This window comes from Candidatus Nitrosocosmicus sp. T (assembly GCF_054408485.1).
Map to the genome: position 1 here is coordinate 2,750,732 of NZ_CP166992.1, position 17,521 is coordinate 2,768,252.

21 protein-coding genes and 1 tRNA gene are annotated in these 17,521 nt (G+C 34.3%); 11 read left to right on the forward strand and 11 right to left on the reverse strand.

Annotation, left to right across the window (positions count from 1 at the left end; genetic code table 11):
• The first annotated feature begins 5 nt into the window (after positions 1 to 5).
• From AB0A59_RS14170 to AB0A59_RS14185, 4 genes are all read left to right on the forward strand, one after another.
• Complete coding sequence (locus AB0A59_RS14170) at positions 6 to 617, forward strand: ester cyclase (RefSeq protein ID WP_458744811.1); 612 nt, start codon at positions 6 to 8, stop codon at positions 615 to 617.
• Positions 617 to 1,072 (forward strand): SgcJ/EcaC family oxidoreductase, encoded by a 456-nt coding sequence (locus tag AB0A59_RS14175; protein WP_458744813.1) that lies wholly within the window; start codon positions 617 to 619, stop codon positions 1,070 to 1,072. Before AB0A59_RS14170 ends, AB0A59_RS14175 begins: the two co-directional genes overlap by 1 nt.
• 528 nt (positions 1,073 to 1,600) lie before the next feature.
• A complete protein-coding gene (locus tag AB0A59_RS14180) occupies positions 1,601 to 1,975 on the forward strand; it encodes a nuclear transport factor 2 family protein (RefSeq protein ID WP_458744815.1) in 375 nt (124 codons plus the stop codon).
• A gap of 34 nt (positions 1,976 to 2,009) precedes the next feature.
• Positions 2,010 to 2,513 carry a hypothetical protein gene (locus tag AB0A59_RS14185; protein ID WP_458744817.1) on the forward strand — a complete coding sequence of 168 codons (504 nt, stop codon included), beginning with the start codon at positions 2,010 to 2,012 and terminating at the stop codon, positions 2,511 to 2,513.
• 695 nt (positions 2,514 to 3,208) lie between these two features.
• Here the strand turns inward: AB0A59_RS14185 and AB0A59_RS14190 are convergent.
• Entirely contained in the window at positions 3,209 to 4,291 is a 1,083-nt protein-coding gene (locus AB0A59_RS14190; protein ID WP_458744819.1) for an NADP-dependent oxidoreductase, read from the reverse strand.
• A 114-nt stretch (positions 4,292 to 4,405) separates the two neighbouring features.
• Between AB0A59_RS14190 and AB0A59_RS14195 the strand changes: the two genes are divergently transcribed.
• Positions 4,406 to 4,885 (forward strand): pyridoxamine 5'-phosphate oxidase family protein, encoded by a 480-nt coding sequence (locus AB0A59_RS14195; RefSeq protein ID WP_458744821.1) that lies wholly within the window; start codon positions 4,406 to 4,408, stop codon positions 4,883 to 4,885.
• A gap of 456 nt (positions 4,886 to 5,341) precedes the next feature.
• Positions 5,342 to 7,162: an FAD-binding protein gene (locus AB0A59_RS14200; protein ID WP_458744823.1), complete on the forward strand. Its 1,821-nt coding sequence runs from the start codon at positions 5,342 to 5,344 to the stop codon at positions 7,160 to 7,162.
• Positions 7,163 to 7,304: 142 nt separating this feature from the next.
• Here the strand turns inward: AB0A59_RS14200 and AB0A59_RS14205 are convergent, their stop codons facing one another.
• The 6 genes from AB0A59_RS14205 to AB0A59_RS14230 form a co-directional block, all read right to left on the reverse strand.
• A complete protein-coding gene (locus tag AB0A59_RS14205) occupies positions 7,305 to 7,652 on the reverse strand; it encodes a hypothetical protein (protein ID WP_458744825.1) in 348 nt (115 codons plus the stop codon).
• Between the two features lie 234 nt (positions 7,653 to 7,886).
• Entirely contained in the window at positions 7,887 to 8,738 is an 852-nt protein-coding gene (locus tag AB0A59_RS14210; RefSeq protein ID WP_458744826.1) for a DUF72 domain-containing protein, read from the reverse strand.
• Positions 8,739 to 8,841: 103 nt separating this feature from the next.
• Positions 8,842 to 9,153 (reverse strand): hypothetical protein, encoded by a 312-nt coding sequence (locus tag AB0A59_RS14215; RefSeq protein WP_458744828.1) that lies wholly within the window; start codon positions 9,151 to 9,153, stop codon positions 8,842 to 8,844.
• Between the two features lie 338 nt (positions 9,154 to 9,491).
• Positions 9,492 to 9,773: a DUF2283 domain-containing protein gene (locus tag AB0A59_RS14220; protein WP_458744830.1), complete on the reverse strand. Its 282-nt coding sequence runs from the start codon at positions 9,771 to 9,773 to the stop codon at positions 9,492 to 9,494.
• A gap of 248 nt (positions 9,774 to 10,021) precedes the next feature.
• Positions 10,022 to 10,471 carry a hypothetical protein gene (locus AB0A59_RS14225; protein WP_458744832.1) on the reverse strand — a complete coding sequence of 150 codons (450 nt, stop codon included), beginning with the start codon at positions 10,469 to 10,471 and terminating at the stop codon, positions 10,022 to 10,024.
• 269 nt (positions 10,472 to 10,740) lie between these two features.
• Positions 10,741 to 11,334, reverse strand: a complete 594-nt coding sequence (locus AB0A59_RS14230; RefSeq protein ID WP_458744834.1) for a TetR/AcrR family transcriptional regulator — start codon at positions 11,332 to 11,334, stop codon at positions 10,741 to 10,743.
• A gap of 160 nt (positions 11,335 to 11,494) precedes the next feature.
• Between AB0A59_RS14230 and AB0A59_RS14235 the strand changes: the two genes are divergently transcribed.
• The 3 genes from AB0A59_RS14235 to AB0A59_RS14245 all read left to right on the forward strand — a co-directional run bounded on the left by AB0A59_RS14235 (position 11,495) and on the right by AB0A59_RS14245 (position 14,168).
• Positions 11,495 to 12,304 carry an SDR family NAD(P)-dependent oxidoreductase gene (locus AB0A59_RS14235; RefSeq protein WP_458744836.1) on the forward strand — a complete coding sequence of 270 codons (810 nt, stop codon included), beginning with the start codon at positions 11,495 to 11,497 and terminating at the stop codon, positions 12,302 to 12,304.
• A gap of 263 nt (positions 12,305 to 12,567) precedes the next feature.
• Positions 12,568 to 12,801 carry a hypothetical protein gene (locus AB0A59_RS14240; RefSeq protein WP_458744838.1) on the forward strand — a complete coding sequence of 78 codons (234 nt, stop codon included), beginning with the start codon at positions 12,568 to 12,570 and terminating at the stop codon, positions 12,799 to 12,801.
• Between the two features lie 506 nt (positions 12,802 to 13,307).
• Entirely contained in the window at positions 13,308 to 14,168 is an 861-nt protein-coding gene (locus AB0A59_RS14245; protein WP_458744840.1) for a methyltransferase domain-containing protein, read from the forward strand.
• Positions 14,169 to 14,333: 165 nt separating this feature from the next.
• Here AB0A59_RS14245 and AB0A59_RS14250 read toward each other — a convergent pair whose 3' ends face one another.
• The 3 genes from AB0A59_RS14250 to AB0A59_RS14260 all read right to left on the reverse strand — a co-directional run bounded on the left by AB0A59_RS14250 (position 14,334) and on the right by AB0A59_RS14260 (position 15,658).
• Positions 14,334 to 14,498: a hypothetical protein gene (locus tag AB0A59_RS14250; RefSeq protein ID WP_458744842.1), complete on the reverse strand. Its 165-nt coding sequence runs from the start codon at positions 14,496 to 14,498 to the stop codon at positions 14,334 to 14,336.
• 642 nt (positions 14,499 to 15,140) lie between these two features.
• Positions 15,141 to 15,413 carry a hypothetical protein gene (locus AB0A59_RS14255; RefSeq protein WP_458744844.1) on the reverse strand — a complete coding sequence of 91 codons (273 nt, stop codon included), beginning with the start codon at positions 15,411 to 15,413 and terminating at the stop codon, positions 15,141 to 15,143.
• A 154-nt stretch (positions 15,414 to 15,567) separates the two neighbouring features.
• A tRNA-Lys gene (locus AB0A59_RS14260) sits at positions 15,568 to 15,658 on the reverse strand.
• A 248-nt stretch (positions 15,659 to 15,906) separates the two neighbouring features.
• Between AB0A59_RS14260 and AB0A59_RS14265 the strand changes: the two genes are divergently transcribed.
• Together AB0A59_RS14265 and AB0A59_RS14270 are read left to right on the forward strand one after the other, a co-directional pair.
• Positions 15,907 to 16,176, forward strand: a complete 270-nt coding sequence (locus AB0A59_RS14265; protein WP_458744846.1) for a hypothetical protein — start codon at positions 15,907 to 15,909, stop codon at positions 16,174 to 16,176.
• Positions 16,177 to 16,620: 444 nt separating this feature from the next.
• Positions 16,621 to 16,887, forward strand: a complete 267-nt coding sequence (locus tag AB0A59_RS14270) for a hypothetical protein (RefSeq protein ID WP_458744847.1) — start codon at positions 16,621 to 16,623, stop codon at positions 16,885 to 16,887.
• A gap of 73 nt (positions 16,888 to 16,960) precedes the next feature.
• Here the strand turns inward: AB0A59_RS14270 and AB0A59_RS14275 are convergent, their stop codons facing one another.
• The gene (locus AB0A59_RS14275; RefSeq protein ID WP_458744849.1) at positions 16,961 to 17,452 is read right to left on the reverse strand and encodes a hypothetical protein; all 492 of its coding nucleotides are present in this window, start codon (positions 17,450 to 17,452) and stop codon (positions 16,961 to 16,963) included.
• Positions 17,453 to 17,521: the final 69 nt, after the last annotated feature.

Below are 17,521 nucleotides of genomic sequence, written 5' to 3' on the forward strand. Positions count from 1 at the left end.
TCCCATTGACAAACGCCAATGTAAATAATAAATACAATAATGCAAACGGATCCAAGATAGCAGAACAATTATCCAACGTACAGAAAGTAAGACAATTGATCAAGATAGTTAATACGGGAAATTTAGAAAATGTAGAGAATTTAGTACACGAGAAATATTTCAACCATGAATCTCATATCGACGTATCTTCTATTCAAGATCTACCGGAAAATATATTACAACAGATTAGGATGCGAAACCAGCTTAGTGGTCCTGCGGAGTTTATTGATACAGTAAAATCATTACGAAATGCATTTACCGATCTTATCTATGAAGAAAAAGAAATCCACTCAGACCATAACACGGTCATAGCACATTATATCGTTAGAGGAACACATACAGGGCCCTTTTTTGCATTCCCTCCGACCGGTCGCTACTTTAAATATGAGGCAGTTCACACCCACAGGTTTGAGAATGGCAAGATTAAAGAACATAACGCCATACGCGATGATTTGGCGTTTATGTTGCAGCTCGGACTTGTAGTTCCTTTAGCACAATATGAATCACTTTTTAGACTTTGGAAGGCAGTCGGTGATGACGGTGACGATAGTAATGGTGAAGGAGCACGTCTAGAATAATGTCTAATAACGACGTACTTGCATTGCAATCTCTATATAGAAAAAAGATTGAAGGATGGAATGAAGCCAACGGTCAAAAGTTTGCTGAACCATATGCGGAAGATGCAGATTTTATCGGATTTGATGGTACGTACTTGTTTGGTCGTAGGGAGATTGCCGAATTTCATCAAATGCTCTTTGACAAATTTCTGAGAGGAACTCGTTTGATAGGAAAAATTAAGAGTATAAAATTTCCAATTCCAAATGTTGCTATCATAGTTGCCATAAGTGGAACAATTGAGGCCAATCAATCAAGTATTAACCCCGAGAGAAATTCCATACATACAATCGTTGCGATAAATCATAAAGATAGTGGAAAGTGGTGTTTTACTGCGTTTCAAAATACCAGAGCAATGTATATGGGACAGCCAGAAAAGGCAGCACAATTAACCCAGGAGATCGAACAAATAAGATAATCAGACTGCAAGGTGATTCAAATGACTACCGAGAAATATAGCTCTGACAAGAACTTTCGATATTCATTACTGGACAACCGTCAAATCCAATCTAATACGAAAATGGATAATTGAATTTCTTGACATAGTATAGCCCATCATGTATTTTGTTAGCTATATTCAGCCTTTCAACCTCAATTTTAGCTTTATTTCATTACCATATTAGATATCATCGAGTTTGGCCGCGTGGTGATTAAGTTCCCTGTGGTAGTAGAGTTCCCTGTGGTAGTAGAGTTCCCTGTGGTAGTAGAGTTCTATCACAGTTATTAATCATTCTTATACTAACATCTTTAGCAAATCTCTTATGAGTTAAAATTAGAACAGCAACAGAGAGTATTACAAAGAAGGTCAGCCTTATGGTTACCATTTTAGATAGTTATCTAGAATTCAAGAATGCTTTACTCATAATAATTTAGCAAGAATGAGAATGCAATCGTTTGCAAATATTTGCTTAAAATTTTTATAGTTAGAGCAAACGTTAAGTATATCATGCAAAGGGATGAAGATTCTACAAAAAGCGCCAAGGAAATTGTGATGGAGTTCGTAGATGCTCTGGAGCGAAAAGACTTTAAAACTGTTAGAAGTTACTTAAGCGATAACGTATCGGTCCTGGCACCTGGGCCTGTTGAACTAACAAGATTTAGCCAAGCTGATCCATATGTGACCTATCTGGAACACGCCAACCTACCAAGATTTGAGATCAAAAAGGAGTTTGAGGATAAGAACGATCTATGCCTTCTCTACGAAATGAATTATCGCGAGCCCCCGGTGTCGATCTTTGTATGTACATGGTTTCAGGTGAATGACGAACGGAAAATAAGTTCATTAAGATTCGTTGCAGATATAAGATCTTTGTTGAAGTAGAAAAATAGGTGACTTCCAAAGGTAACAATGTCTTATGACAAATGATATACATAGGACAAAATGGGGTAATCGATTCATCATTACCGCTATAATTCAAGGAGGGATAATGACCTCATTAGCGTTATCAATGGTGGCTTCCCAATTTATTTTTGCAAATAACTTTGACATGATACAGTTTCTATCTTTATCCTTTGAAGGCCCTGCAAAATGGTTTTTCCTTGGGATAGTGTTTTATCTTATATTTATAGTTGCCATAGCAGTTACCGCCATTTTTTACATTCACTTAGAGGTCAATCTTAGGCGCCAGATTTCTGGCATGTTAAATGTATTGGCATGGATTCATCTGATCGGTATGAATATTGGAGGTCCCTTGACAACCTTGCTCATGATATTTGCAGGATTATCATGGTCTGGTGTATTGACTGTCTTTACCGAAGGAAAGATAGGTCCTCAGAATGTGGAAGTGTTGAACACATTAACTACTCCAATAGCCCTTTCCATAGGAATATTAAGCATAGTGTTATTTGTGGTGGTTTAGCATGTACCCTAACTTATATCAAAGGAAACGATATGGTAAGAGGATAACAATATAGTAAATTTCGAATTAAATTCGTGATCAGATTTGCTAGATGAATTTGATTGGAAAAATCTGTTTATATTATATATACTATGTGTATCCAAACAACAGCTTCCAAAATTCTTTATAGCCTTGGATCTCTAATTTCTTAATCTCTACTTCGACAAGGTTTGAGATAATGTAAAAGTCAGATCAGGTGAATCTCTAGATGGTTAAGAATAAACCAAAGTAGAACTCTATCCAATTACTGAATATCTCATATTTGTTTGAATACGTCTGTGAGATATGATTCAAGGTTGACTATATCCCATTATGTGAGAAGTAAATGAAATAAAACGAATAGGTGTTCTTATTAACCCACTCTTCCTATTTCATCACCCAGTAGTCACGTAAAATAACGTTTGCAACAACTCAAAGGATCGGAATCTGGGGGTTTAGTAATAGACATATGACAAATCTAATTTTAAGTTGAACCTATCAAATAGTATTCTGTATTTTCAATTCCCCACAGGTGGGCTTTGAGTCCAGCTTATCGGAAATCTGATATCTTAATAAATATTAGTATAGAAGGATGGATTCGCTTCTGTAGCAAAAGAATTATGTTATCTATTACTCCATAGTATTCAAGTTCTTCATTGTGTCAATGATTTATTAACCTAGTACAATCTAACTAGAGTTCTACCTATAGTATCTCCTCTAAAGAGACTAACAAAGGCGTGTGGTGCATTTTCCAATCCTACAAAAATACTTTCTTTAAGTTTTACCCTATCTTCACTAATCCATTTAGACATGTTTGCATTGAATTCACTTAAAATATCAAAGTGATCGCTCCAGATAAAACCTTGAAGTTTGAGCCTATGTGAAACAGCCAAAGAAAGATTAGACGGTCCTAAAGATGGTGATTTGTTAATTTGTCGGTCTCCTTTTGAAGAATATATCTTGTCTTCGTCATTATATTGAGATGTTGTTCCACACAAAGCAATCCTTCCGAAAGTATTCATGTTGTTAATTGCTGTCTCTAGATGTTTACCTCCAACATTATCAAAATATAGATCGATGCCATTGGGAAATACTCTATTTAATTCCTCAGAGATATTATCCAAGCCGATCTTTCTATAGTTAAAAGCATTGTCTACTCCTAATTCATCAACTAACCACTTTGCTTTCTCATCACTACCACAGCTGCCTACGACATAACAGCCCTTTATCTTGGCCAGCTGACATGCAACAGACCCAACTCCTCCTGCAGCAGATGATACAAACACAGTATCTTGTCTTTCTCTTAGATTACATATTTTAAAAAGACCAACATATGCTGTCATGCCTGTGATTCCCATTAAACCCAGAAAAGATCTTAAGGGTGCTAAGATTGGATCAACTTTTGATATGGATTTTTTTTCACTTTCCGTATCTTTGCCTATCCAATATTCTCTCCAACCAAAATTGGCCTTAACATAATCGCCTACTTTAAACTTGGAGCTTTTAGATTCAATTACTTCTCCAATGCATCCACCGTCAAGTGGTTTATGTAGTTCAAAAGGAGGAGCAAACCTAGTACCTTTGACCATATATATGCGCAAAAATGGATCTATAGACAACCAAACGTTTCGAACCAAAAAATCACCCTCCTCTTTTATGCCTGGAATTTCCACCTTTACTAGTTCAAAGTCTTCTACTCTTACAGATCCTGTAGGACGCTTCTTTAAATGAATTTCATGACCTAATCTTTCATTTTTCAAATTACAGACACCTAGACATTGATGATTCAAATGAACTTTTTTGTTTGAAAAAAATTGTGTAAATAATCGAAGGAATTGGGCTATGTTTTTATTCAATCCCGTTCAAAGCACGCTGTGAAGATCCTCGATGCAAGTGAACCAGGATTTGGCGGTCCAATGACAGAAGACGAAGTTAGAGATTTCTTGGCCAACAGCAACAAAAATGTTCACATTTCAACTTTAGACGAAAAGGGAGAACCCAACATACATCCTACGTGGTATTACTTTGACAATAATAATTACAAGATTTACATAGAAAGTGGGAGAGAATCTAAGAAAACTCAAAACCTAAGAAGGAATAACATCATATACTATTGTATAGACGATGACAGGATACCTTACAAAGGAGTTCGTGGCAAGGGAACAGTAAGAATATCTGATGACGTTGATTATAACCTGCCCATAATTGAAAAGATTGTAGTTAAATATCTCGGAAGCATTGCGCATCCCATGTCACAGACTATCATAAGTAACATCAGAGAAGGAGATGCCATCTTATTAGAGATAACACCAAAGTTTTATGCTACGTGGGACCACGGCAAAGTAAAAAGGTAGAACTAAAATTGTACTATAATGATGCGTTTTCACAAGACAAATAGATAGAATTTACAATTCCCATTTGGATAGATCGTCCCCTTTGCTTCTTAATGCGATGCAGACTTGGAGGTAAGAGCAAAAGTGAATAAAGTTATTGTAATGTATAAGGCCAAAAGAAGTTATGCTGTTCTATTGGAAGTATCAATGGAGTAAGAAAGAGCAGGAGTGTACAACTTGTTTCTATTGATTATATACTCCAGTTTTTTATGATTTTCCCTATTATTTCATATGAATTTACTACAATATCTTTAATAATGGATTATAATCATATTCATGTACATTCGATACCTCTTGTTACTAAATATGCTACCAATTGGAATGTTCTGATATTAATAACCTTTGCTACAATTCATTGAACATAGCTTATTTTCAATGTATAGTATTTGTTAAATGTCTTTACCATGAGACATATTTATGACGGAAAATAATAGTAATCGGACTAGTTATTTTTATGATGTCATAGTTATTGGTGGTGGTTCAGCCGGCCTTAGAGCTGCAATTGAAGCTCATGACAATGGTTCAGAGGTGCTCATAATTAGCAAAAGTGAACAAGGTGATCCGCATACAGTGCTTGCAAGAGGAGGAATAAATGCTGCACTTGGAAATATGGATCCCAAGGATAACTGGATGATACATGCTTCTGATACATTAGTGGAAGGGGAACATATTGCGGATTACGAGAGAGTTGAAATTCTTTGCAAGGGTGCTCCTGATGCTATTCAGGAATTAGTCAACTGGGGTGCTAGATTTCACAGGGAAAAAGATGGGAGATTAACCCAACGTTTCTTTGGAGCCCATACATATAGAAGAACTGTTTTTTATGAAGATTGGACTGGTAATGAGATAATCCGTGTTCTGATGCAACAAGTTATTGAAAGAAAGATCGCTATCATGGATAATGTCCATGTTACTAGGTTGCTGGTCACAAACTATATGGACGACACTGGTGAACAATCGAATTCTTCACCATATAAGGTAAAAGGAGCAATTGGTATCGATGTTAAGAACAAACAAGTTGTCAAGTTTGGTTGCCAATCCTTAATAATTGCTTCAGGTGGCTACACGAGGGTATATTCGGTAAGTAGTTCAAGAAATTATGAACACTATGGTGAAGGAATTGAACTGGCATATGAAGCAGGAATAGATTTAGTAGATATGGAAATGGTTCAATTTCATCCGACAGGCATGGTATGGCCTGAAATTGCATTAGGTACGCTTGCCACAGAAGCTATCCGCGGAGAGGGAGGCATTTTGTTGAATTCAAAAAATGAACGATTTATGGAAAAATATTATCCTGATAGGATGGAGTTAGGCCCTCGAGATGTAGTTGCACGAGCCATTTACCATGAAATTGCAGAAGGAAGAGGTACTATACATAAAGGAGTTTGGCTGGATGTCACCCATCTTTCTCTGAAAAAAATATTAGATAGATTGCCTAGCATGTATAAACAATTCAAGGATATAGCAGGGATCGATATTTCTAAAGAGAAAATGGAAGTGGCTCCTACTGCGCATTATTCTATGGGCGGATTATCGGTTGATATAAATTGTAAAACAAAAGTTGAGGGTTTATTCGCAGCTGGTGAAGTAATAAGCCAGATTCATGGGGCCAATAGATTAGGCGGTAATAGTCTACTTGATACCATAGTATTTGGAAAAATAGCAGGCAGAGAATCTTCTATTTTTGCAAAACGGTTGAAAAGTTCAGAATACAATCCATTAGAGTCAAAAGTGTATATGGATATAAAAGATCTTGAAACAGGCCCTATTATGGTATTGAATGACCCATTAAGTTTTCGAAAGGAAATACAAGGTCTCATGGACCAATTTGTAGGAATAGTAAGAAGTGCTTCAAATCTTCAAAAAGGCTTAGAAAAAATTCTAATTCTAAAGGACAGGTTTCATTCTCGGATTCGAATATTACATGAAAATGAATTAAACAATGAATACCACACCCAGAATCTCATCATAACTTTAGAAGTCAAGTCATCTTTACTAATATGTGAGGCGATAATAAGAAGTGCCCTTATGCGAGAAGAAAGCAGAGGAGCACACTTTCGTTCTGATTTTCCAACTATTAATAACGAAATGTGGCATGTCAATATCTATTGTACCAAAGAGAATAAGGATGGAAAAATGATCCTATATAAGAAAAATGTTAAAGAAATAAAGGGAAATCTTAATGAAGTGATAAAGGCTCATTTAAAAGCCGTTCACAATAATGAGTCTGAGTGAGAGGTAATACGGCATTTGATATACTCTTTGGATCACAGGTATAACCTCATCAAAGGTAACAGTTCTCATCCGTGGGGATTAAGTTCCCAGTGGTGGAGGGACTCTATTACATCCCACAAATATTTTCTAATCATATACGATACTAATTAGGATAAGAATATGTATTTACTATGTTGCAGATTTTGGTTTCGACCTTCATTATCCCACCGGTACAGTCACCAGAAAGGGAGGAATTATAGTTAGTAACGGAGGAAGTTGTAACACTGTACATTCCCATTGATAATTTTACCACAGTTCCTGATGAATTTCCTTTAAATGTTGCGGGGATGGGATCATTGGCATGAATATATACGGTAAAATCTGAGGAGTTGTTCTTACCCTTATCACCATTAACAGTGGTCATATTTACTATTAAAGTTCCTTTATTTGTGTCCGAAGATATTGCGGTGTTTTCACTACCAAAACTGCGTGCCATAACAGATGAACTCATTATTGTGTATACAAGAGAGATTAAAAATAAAGTGTAGATAAATTTCATAAAAGATCTTTACACATCTATGTTAAAAAAGACTCGGTCTATTGAATGATTTTTTTTAGTTCATAGCATTAATTTGTAAAAAGATTCAACCTGTAAATATGATGGGTATTGATAATAATGACGTTTAGACTATACAGAATTATATTATGATAGTTTTGTTTGTCGGAAATTGATTAAAGCGTAAATCTATTTAGGAAAATCCGATAAACTAGATTGATGTCTCTCATTGGATTGACCAGAATTATTTTCGTATCGCTCCAATTCAGTCTTCCAATCCATCTCAGACATATTCATCAGTTTCAAAAAATCGTTAACGGATTGAGGACCAAAGCCGGCAAAATGATTGTTAAAGGCTATTAATACGTCTCGGATGCTTGAATCTTCATTTTGCGTTTCTCTAACCCGCTTTACATAATCGAGCATCTCTTTTCTTCTGTCCTTTACTATCTTACCAAAGTCTATCTCTGAAATGCTTCTATCACCTATGAATCTGAGATAAATCTGATCGGAAGTTATTATCGATGGAGTTTGCAGTTTGTCCCTTATACTCCAAACTAAGGAAATGTTATTTTCCTTCATTAAATTGTATACATTATCATTAAACCATGAAGAGTGTCGAACTTCTAAAGAATACCTGAATCGTTTATCTAGATATCTAACCATGGCTTGTAAAGGACCAAAACCTTTCTTCTCTGAAAGAAAAGGTGGAAGTTGTATTAGCAACGTTAGTGTTTTTTCAATTAAAGGTTCTAATGAATAGAATAATATTGAAAGAGGTTTAACGACATCCTCTAATTTCTTTTCATGAGTTATTACTTTGGGAAATTTCAATGAAAATTTGAAATCTTCAGGGGTTTTGTCTTTCCAACCTCTAACTGAAGATCTCGAAGGTATGTGATAGTAGGTAGAATCGACCTCAACAAATTTGAAGAATTTCGAGTAATAGGATAAATAGTCTTTACTTTCCATATCTTTTGGATAAAAATTGCCTTTCCAGCCTTCATAACTCCATCCAGAGCAGCCTATATTGAAAGTCAAGTTTACTTAAGTAAATAGATCAAGACAGTAGAAAAACTTTCGAAGTTCTCAAAAAAGAATGTCAGGCATATATCAGCGAAAATTATCTCATATTCTGCTTGCATTAGATCTTTCCAATATTCTTAATATGATTCTTAATCCTTGACCATGCTTGCTTAGTTTTATAATCCACAGGTCGAATATCTGATTCTTTAAGTTTCCCATAATCCATAAATTCTCGAGCAAATGCTGATTGTATTCTATTTAGAACCTCTAGTCTATCAGTTCCTACAATCACAGATTCAGTAGTATTTATCCCAAAATCATCTAAAATCTCTTCGGTAGGGATTTTTATTATCCCTAAATGTATGTCTATAGGAATAGGATTAAACTCATAACCATCTATTGGGTCTGGTTGAAATAAGAATCTCGGCATAGAAAAAGGTAATAACCATACTAGAATTTAATAATTGCAACATACTAAAAAGATGAGCCAAAATAATATGTATCATATAGATGTAGAGAACGGCATCCGTGGGGATTAAGTTCCCTGTGGTAGTAGGGTTCTAATACTAAGATAGTTTTCTTATATGTCAAAATTAGCAGTGTTTGATAATACATATGAAATATTCAGGTCTTTCTTTTAATCAACCTTTTATTTATTGGTTAGATATATACGTATAAAACAGGTTTTGAAGACGTTCCTTCTTCTTCATACATCAAATAACCTGGATGGGTAATCTACAAGTAAATTATCTGCTATATTCTGTTTTACTAAAACTTTCCAAATCTGTTCTTTAATTCTATAATATACTCATCAATGGCAAATTCTTTGAATTTGTCAGATTCTAAATTAGATAAACTATTCTCTATCTGTCTAGCCTCAACATTCTGTCTGACATTATTTTTCATGCCTAATACCTCTACCCCTACTGGCTTGTTGTTTTTATCCAAATCAACATAGATATTTTTGCTTATAGGCTCTGTTTTTACTATTTTATTATCTGTGAATTTGACATATCCAGCATCCAAATCATCATTATAATAAGAATTCATATTATCTCACACTAAGCTAAACTGTACCGAATCCAACCAATAAAAGTATGTCGGATTATTTCCCACTTGATATATATGAGGTTTTGCGAGACTGCCACTTCAAAATCTAATCGATACTTAACCATAAATAATACAGATCCAAATCTTAGTGATGTATAAGTAATCGTTTTAATAGAAAAAATTATTCATACTTAAATTAATCTTAAATTAAACTGAAACTACAAATTGAAAAAAAAGTGGTTTTGGATTTAGCTTTGTGCTGCTGCGTTGTTTCCTGTGTTTTCTTGATTTTGGACGTTGATGTTGTTACCAGAACCTATTGTGTCTACACCAGAGACAACTTGGCTGTTTTGGCTAGAGGATTGAGATTGGCTAATGCTTTGTCCTGCAGAGTTGCCACCGTTGTCGTCATCATCGTCTTGTGCTAATGCGTTGTTTCCAGTATTCTTTTGATTTTGGAAGCTTACATTATTACATGATAGGAAAGTTGTTCCACCAGAAGCACACAAGGCGTTTTGAACTGAGGCTTGTGATTGAGATATTGATTGCTCAGCATGATTGCCTTTTTTCTTTTTGGTTGCAAAGGCGTCATCCATCGCTACAATGGGACTTGCGAAAAGAGCTAATGCGACCACTATTGCGATTGATGCTACTAGGAGTTTTTTGTTTTTGTTGTGAATGTTTTTTGTTTTATTCATATCTTTGATACTAGATAAAAAATATATGGTGTTTGCTAACTAGGTGCAATACTCTTATATTCTAATACCTTTAGAATTAGACAATGTAATCAGAAATTAGTAGGGTTCTATAACATTTAGCTGCAAAACAAATTCTTTGACCCGATGGCGCAAATTAGTGCTTAATTTATGGTAGAATATATACATCCAGTAGTAACAGTCTGGGCGCGTGGGGATTAAATTCCTAGTGATAGCCGGGTTCTGCTATATTAAAACAATCATAGAGTTTGTCACGATTTTAGAATGGACAGTATCGTATTCCTAACTTGTGTCCAATACTTTCTATTCTCTAAATCTCGAGAAGGCTCCATCAATATTTCAAAAGCAATTCCATTAAACAAAGCCAATAGAACTTTTGACATTTCCTCTGTATTTTTCGTGCTCATTCTTAATATTCCATTTTGAATTGCTTTATCCAATACTTTCTTAATCGATTCTGTTACTTTAGCGCTGCATATAATTAACTCGTTTTTGATCTCATCGCTTCTTCTTGACGCACACCACATTTCAAACAAAAATGCATAGAAGTCAGGATATTCCTTAAAGCTTTGGATACAGTCCTTGATGATATTATCTGCTATTTCTTCTGCAGTTTTTCCTTTAATACCCTTAATGGTAGTTTGAATAATATTTTCAGAGCTATACGCCAAGACTTTACTTACCAAATCTTCCTTATTCGAAAAATAATAATGTAATATACCTCTACTTACCCGAGATTCTTTTGCTATGTTTGCTATTGTAGTATTTTCATATCCATTTTTAGCAAGGACCTTCAATGCATTCTTTAAAATTTCATTGATCTTTTGCTCTTTGCTTTCACTCAATCTGTCAATAAACTAAGTAATCGGACTAATATAAATTTAGTTGGATAGCCAACCAAATATTTATAAGACAGTTTATTATTAGTAAGTTGGATGACTAACCAATTTATGAACATAACAATGAACGAGCCCATAGACGTGACAAAAGAGGAGTTTAACAAAGTTGAGTAACTCGGTGGAGAGAATAAAGACGACTCATATCTTGACTGGCCAGACCGCCCTGATCACTGGTGGAAGTAGAGGAATTGGTGCGGCAATAAGTAAAACCCTTGCCAAAAGAGGCGCCAATGTCGTAGTCAATTATTTCAATAATGAAACTTCTGCAAACTCGGTAGTTTCAGAAATTAATGATTATATATATGGTAACCAATTAGTTGGAAATGCTATGGCGGTTCAAGCTAATGTTACTAATCCTGAACAAGTTGATGATATGATGAATAAAATTCAGCAGACTTTTGGAGATGTTGATATCTTGGTGAATAATGCAATGATTGGAAGGTATTTTCTTAAACCTTTTCTGGAATCAAAGTGGGATGATTTTAATGAAAAGTTTTATGATGAGATGAAAGCAGCTTATGAGATAACAAGAGCCACACTACCCAGTATGCTCAAAAATAATTACGGTAGAATTGTGTATATTGCAACAGGAAGCGCCAAATACCCAATCCCCATAGGTGCAACAGCATTCGGAACCGCAAAAGCGGGTCTAGTTGCGTTTGCAAAATACATCGCTCAAGAATATGGTAGAAATGGAATAAGAGCAAATATCGTGTCACCAGGATTGATAGAGACGGATCAAAACAAAAATTATATTTCCGATTTCAAACGACAGTTTGAATCCATAACTACATTAGGACGGGCTGGAAAACCCGAAGATGTTGCAAAGGTGGTAGCATTTTTGGTCAGTGACGATGCCGAGTATCTTACAGGAACATATCTTCCAGTTGATGGAGGCTTCGTAATCGGAGGATAATGATACTATTAACAAAAGTCAAAATGATATCAATAAAGTGAATAATAGCAGAAAAGATTGTGTTGGGAACACTTCCAAGATATTATATTGGATTGATCATGCTTCTCTATAAATAGAAATATTATGTCTGGCTGTCCAATAATAATCAAGAGCTAATAGAACATTCTTTACGATATTATTTTTTTACATTGAAAAATATGAATAAAATGAACAAACTATATGAATGATGGGTCTTTTACAAAATTCTTGATAACATCTCGGATTTGTTTAAGATAAAATTAAAACAAATCAAACACACTGAAATAACTTTTGAGGCTTCAAGTGGCAAAATAAGGAATATCATTTATCAGAAATACTATGATACCGGATGGACACCTGAAGATAATCAACATAATAATAAGCAAGCAAAAGTAATATGGGATATACCTGATATAATTATAACATCTCGAAACGATAAAGTTATTGTTATAGATGCAAAAAATAGTGATCTAAATTAATCTAAATCATAATTATTTGTTAAATCATTCGGTCCCGGTGGGTTTAGTTATAATCATAGTACGAGTTTAATTTTATTCTAGAATTTATAAATTATATTTTTAAGAATTATTATGCAATAAAATATTAAATACTTGAGGTAAATGGGAACGTACAACGTTTTATAAATTCGGTGGGCTTCGCTTCCATAGAGTACATGGGAACTGTTACTTCTATTTATTTTTTGAATGCGATGAGTCAGTAAAATAGATGTAGTATTTGTATGAGAGTGGCAGTTGGGAATCAAGTCCATTATGATGGCGGAACTTAACAAGGATCTAAATCTATTAAAGAGGTCAGTGTGGATATACTAGAGTTAGACTAATTTCTAACCATATCATTCAAAACATCGAAAGGGATGGGATTTATCTACATACAAGGTAGACACGGTTTAGACTAGCGCAATCCAAAACATTCCGTGCGTATTATTGAATACCGAATCTTATTCGCCTCTAAGGATTAAGAATAGTTGAGATTATATAAGATTCAAAGATCAAAAGCTATAACTACTCAAATGACTGTGAGGAACATAGTGACAGACAACTCTGCTTTTTGGGATGCTGATACTTATGACATTGTTTCTAATGCCCAGGAAGAATGGGCTAGATCCCTAATTAAACAGAGGAAATGGTCTGGTAACGAAGCTGTACTCGATGCAGGCTGTGGCTCTGGAAGAATTACAAAAATGCTATCTCAATTAATTAGGGATGGCAAAATTTATGCTGTTGATAACGATCCCAATATGATTAAAAAGGCAACAGAGATCTTAGGTAGTATCGCGAATGTCCGTATAACTCAATCTGACCTGACAGATGCGGATTTTGGAAATATGCAATTAAAATTTGATATCATATTCTCTAATGCGGTATTGCATTGGATACTGGACCACCATAAGGTTTTTAAGAATTTCTACAATTTGCTGAATCCCAAGGGCGAATTGCTCATCCAATGTGGCGGCTTTGGTAATTTGAAAAAGACAATTTCAGTTTTTAATACCGTAAAGTACTCATCAGGATTCAAACAATATTTTTCTGAATGGAAACAGTCATGGAATTTTGCAAATCCGGAGGATACCAAGAATATTTTAGAAAATATAGGATTCAAACACGTTCATGTCTATCTCTCAAACTCAAATGTCAATTTCGATAGCAAAAGTAACTATTTACTATATGTAAAAACAGTAGTATTAGGTCCATACTTGAAATATCTTCCGTCAGAACAACTAAAAAATAAATTCGTTGAAGCAATTTTAAACTTGATTGAGAAAGACTATCCTGAATTGAAATGGAACCTCGACTATGTCAGGTTAAATATATTAGCATCCAAATAATTGAGTTATATACATTGTTACTACATGTTTTTGGATTTTCAAGTTAATAGTATGTTCTAAATCCATGAGTACAAAGCCGGAAGTGGGATTCGAATCCATGTGGTATATGGGAACTGTTAATTTAATAAATTTTTACTTAGAAGAATTCAAGTTTAGTTAATAGAATCATAATATTATACTGTCGGGAGGGCGTTTGATAAAGCCGGAAAGAAGATGAGTATGTGATATTGTTGCAAAGTCTTTACCACCTACTTGAGAAATAAAGGGATGGAGCCAGAGACTATTGACCTGTTGTAAGGAAGGATAAGTGGTTCCGTATTTGTGAATCATTATTATATACCCGACGTAAACGAAATTATTGCAAAGAGTATAAGTCTGTATTGCGTGAACTGATGAAGATTTGACTAATTAAGTACATATTTATTCCCACTACATAGTAATTTTCTAGTTCTAATCGGTATGAGTTGTAATGGTATATGCGTTAGATATAAAGCAAAAAGGAATCATGAGGTGCCATCTAGGTATAAGGAAGGACAGAAAAGATGCAGCACTTGTGAGATATTCATTAAATGGGACAACAATGCCTATTGTCCCTGTTGTAATTATAAATTAAGAACTAGGTCATTTCGTGGTTGGGAAATGAGGAAAACGTATAGAGAAGAGACCATTAAGCGGTATTAATCATTCACCATTTTAGACCAAACTTTTTCGAAAGAATCCCAATGAGAATAAGTCCGGTTTTGGGTGAGTTGATTAAGGATTTGAAAAATGTCTAACTCAGTACTGAAGAATGAACAGAACCTGTATTTAGAAAATATATAATCGAATTTTACACATAATAGCTGAGACCAGTACAATTAAAAGATCCGTAACTATTTGGGTCCAGAGGGACGTCTTTCAAAATTGAACCAAATCTATCATTTTCCTATGAGCTCTGGCTAAAAAATGGGAATAAATTAATTAATTAATGTATTATTTCGGTCTCAAATATATTGATGTCGAATCACCAAACCTGGTATATCCATATTGCTCATAATTTGAGTAGTCAGTTTTAATAACTTGGTCACATCCTCCTAGACGATCTTCCCTTAATGCTATAAATCCATCAATATTTGAAACTTCTTCACAATACATTCCGTGACTTGCTTTTGAAACATCAAATTCTATCTGACATGATGTTGTGTTATACAACATACCAGTGTTATCATATTTATTCAAAAGTTCCGGATAGGGAAGGCCATTCATCCAACATTCGTTATACTTTATCTCTTCTTCGGTTAATTTTGATTAGATATGGTCTGAATGTTATTTACTGTTGTAGAAAGTTTAACTGGCAATCATATCACCTTAATGACTATATTCGTTAATGTTGATCTGATATAAGAACCCTATTACTCAGCGGGCCCGTGGGGATTCGAACCCCAGACAGCCGGATTTCTTTCTATTAGGAGTTAAAAGTCCGGTACTCTACCTGGCTGAGCTACGGGCCCAATATCTTTCTATATAAAACTAGTATAATTTAATTTTATAGATTAATGATACACAGCTGTGCACCTCTGCATGTTTACTTCTACAAAAAAATAGCTACCTGATGAAGAAGAAAAACAGTCAGAAATCATACAAATTCTCTAAAAAATTATTATCAACAAATATTTTTAGGAATAATACTATCTAATAAAAGCAGTAACATGTATCCAAACTATGATATAATTAATTTCGATTATACATTCTGATTATAATGAGTAACATAACAAAAACCCACAAAGTTGGACTTTTTGCAATGTTTATTGCAGCAGCCTTAATTGGTTCAGTTGTAGCCTTTGGCGATAACTATGCATATGCAGGCGGAAAGAAGAAATCTAATGATGCAGAACAAGAAATCGAGCAAGAACAATCAAATGAACAGAATGGACAATGTGTTACTGGTACAATATCACTAATTAACTGTAACAACGTAGGATTACTATTCCAAAATAACGACGGCAACTTGGCATTAGGCCAACAATAAATCCTTTTTTTTATTTTAAATTTTAGTATATATATCGTATTCTATCTTATCCAGCTCGTTCTTTAATATTCTGCTCGCTCGCTTCTGAAACAATTTTTTACCTGTTTTATCACGATAGATTCAAAAAAACCATTAATAATAGAAATCCCAGTAACCTGACTTGACTTGACTTGATTTAACAAATTGAATACGCATCTCTTCTAGCAACTACATATAATCTTATCAAGAGATCATAGTGTAATACTCGGATCAGCTAGGCCACATAATTAACCGTGTTATCAAAGTATTCTTAATTCTTGTCGCAGATCCTAACAAGAGGAAGAATAAGAAGAAATAGATACATAATTCTAATAAATAAATAGGCTATAATATTTCATATAAAAATGACAGTAACATGTATCCAAACTATGATATAATTAATTTCGATTATACATTCTGATTATAATGAGTAACATAACAAAAACCCACAAAGTTGGACTTTTTGCAATGTTTATTGCAGCAGCCTTAATTGGTTCAATAGTAACATTTGGCGATAACATGGCATTTGCAACAAAGAAATCGAGCAATGAATCAGAACAAGAAATCGAGCAAGAACAATCAAATGAACAGAATGCACAATGTGTATCTGGAGATTTCACAATAGCTGGATGTAACAACGTAGGTTTAATGTTCCAATTACAAGACGGTAACATAGCCGCAGGACAACAATAAACCCCTTTTTTTTCTTTTTGAATCTAAATTCCATTAATATATATATATCATATCCTATAATAATAAAAATAAGTTAGTTAGTAGTTTTTAGCCTATCAAACAGTAACTCCCCAAGTAACCATTTTAGTGAAACAATATTGTTGTATTTTGTCATTTTATTGTCGTCTCGTATTTGTAAAACTAATTGGTTATGAACTTTCTTCTCCTCCTCCCCCTCAGGATTCTCATCTTTGGATCCAACATGGAATTTCTCTTCGCGGTAAAATAGAGTTGATCCCGCACCATCAATAAATACAATAAAGGAGACATTCATACTGTATTTTTCAACAATACAAATCTGGTGCTTTTTATCTCCAAGCAGTTTTTTTTGTGAACTATTCTTGTACTCAAAATTCAAGATATTCATATAATGTTCTAAGAGAGGAATCATTTTTCGGATGAAATTTTTAAAAACGGATGATTCACTTGGACAAATACCATAGTCGTTATCAGACCACTTAAAAAAATAAGAGCCTATTTGTACAGCCGGTTTTAATGAATAGTCACGATAACCTTCATTTGTCAACTACCAAAACATCTCCTAAAAAAAAGGCCAGCAAAAAGTTATCAACATTTGTATAATTTATCACCATAA

Bases quoted from the DNA above. Each gene is read 5' to 3' on its own strand.
- AB0A59_RS14205 (WP_458744825.1), bottom strand. From the start codon at position 7,652: ATGAGTTCATCTGTTATGGCACGCAGTTTTGGTAGTGAAAACACCGCA.
- AB0A59_RS14255 (WP_458744844.1), bottom strand. From the start codon at position 15,413: ATGAATGGCCTTCCCTATCCGGAACTTTTGAATAAATATGATAACACT.
- AB0A59_RS14175 (WP_458744813.1), top strand. From the start codon at position 617: ATGTCTAATAACGACGTACTTGCATTGCAATCTCTATATAGAAAAAAG.
- AB0A59_RS14185 (WP_458744817.1), top strand. From the start codon at position 2,010: ATGACAAATGATATACATAGGACAAAATGGGGTAATCGATTCATCATT.
- AB0A59_RS14200 (WP_458744823.1), top strand. From the start codon at position 5,342: ATGACGGAAAATAATAGTAATCGGACTAGTTATTTTTATGATGTCATA.
- AB0A59_RS14250 (WP_458744842.1), bottom strand. From the start codon at position 14,498: ATGATTCACAAATACGGAACCACTTATCCTTCCTTACAACAGGTCAAT.
- AB0A59_RS14265 (WP_458744846.1), top strand. From the start codon at position 15,907: ATGAGTAACATAACAAAAACCCACAAAGTTGGACTTTTTGCAATGTTT.
- AB0A59_RS14225 (WP_458744832.1), bottom strand. From the start codon at position 10,471: ATGAATAAAACAAAAAACATTCACAACAAAAACAAAAAACTCCTAGTA.
- AB0A59_RS14215 (WP_458744828.1), bottom strand. From the start codon at position 9,153: ATGCCGAGATTCTTATTTCAACCAGACCCAATAGATGGTTATGAGTTT.
- AB0A59_RS14180 (WP_458744815.1), top strand. From the start codon at position 1,601: ATGCAAAGGGATGAAGATTCTACAAAAAGCGCCAAGGAAATTGTGATG.
- AB0A59_RS14220 (WP_458744830.1), bottom strand. From the start codon at position 9,773: ATGAATTCTTATTATAATGATGATTTGGATGCTGGATATGTCAAATTC.
- AB0A59_RS14270 (WP_458744847.1), top strand. From the start codon at position 16,621: ATGAGTAACATAACAAAAACCCACAAAGTTGGACTTTTTGCAATGTTT.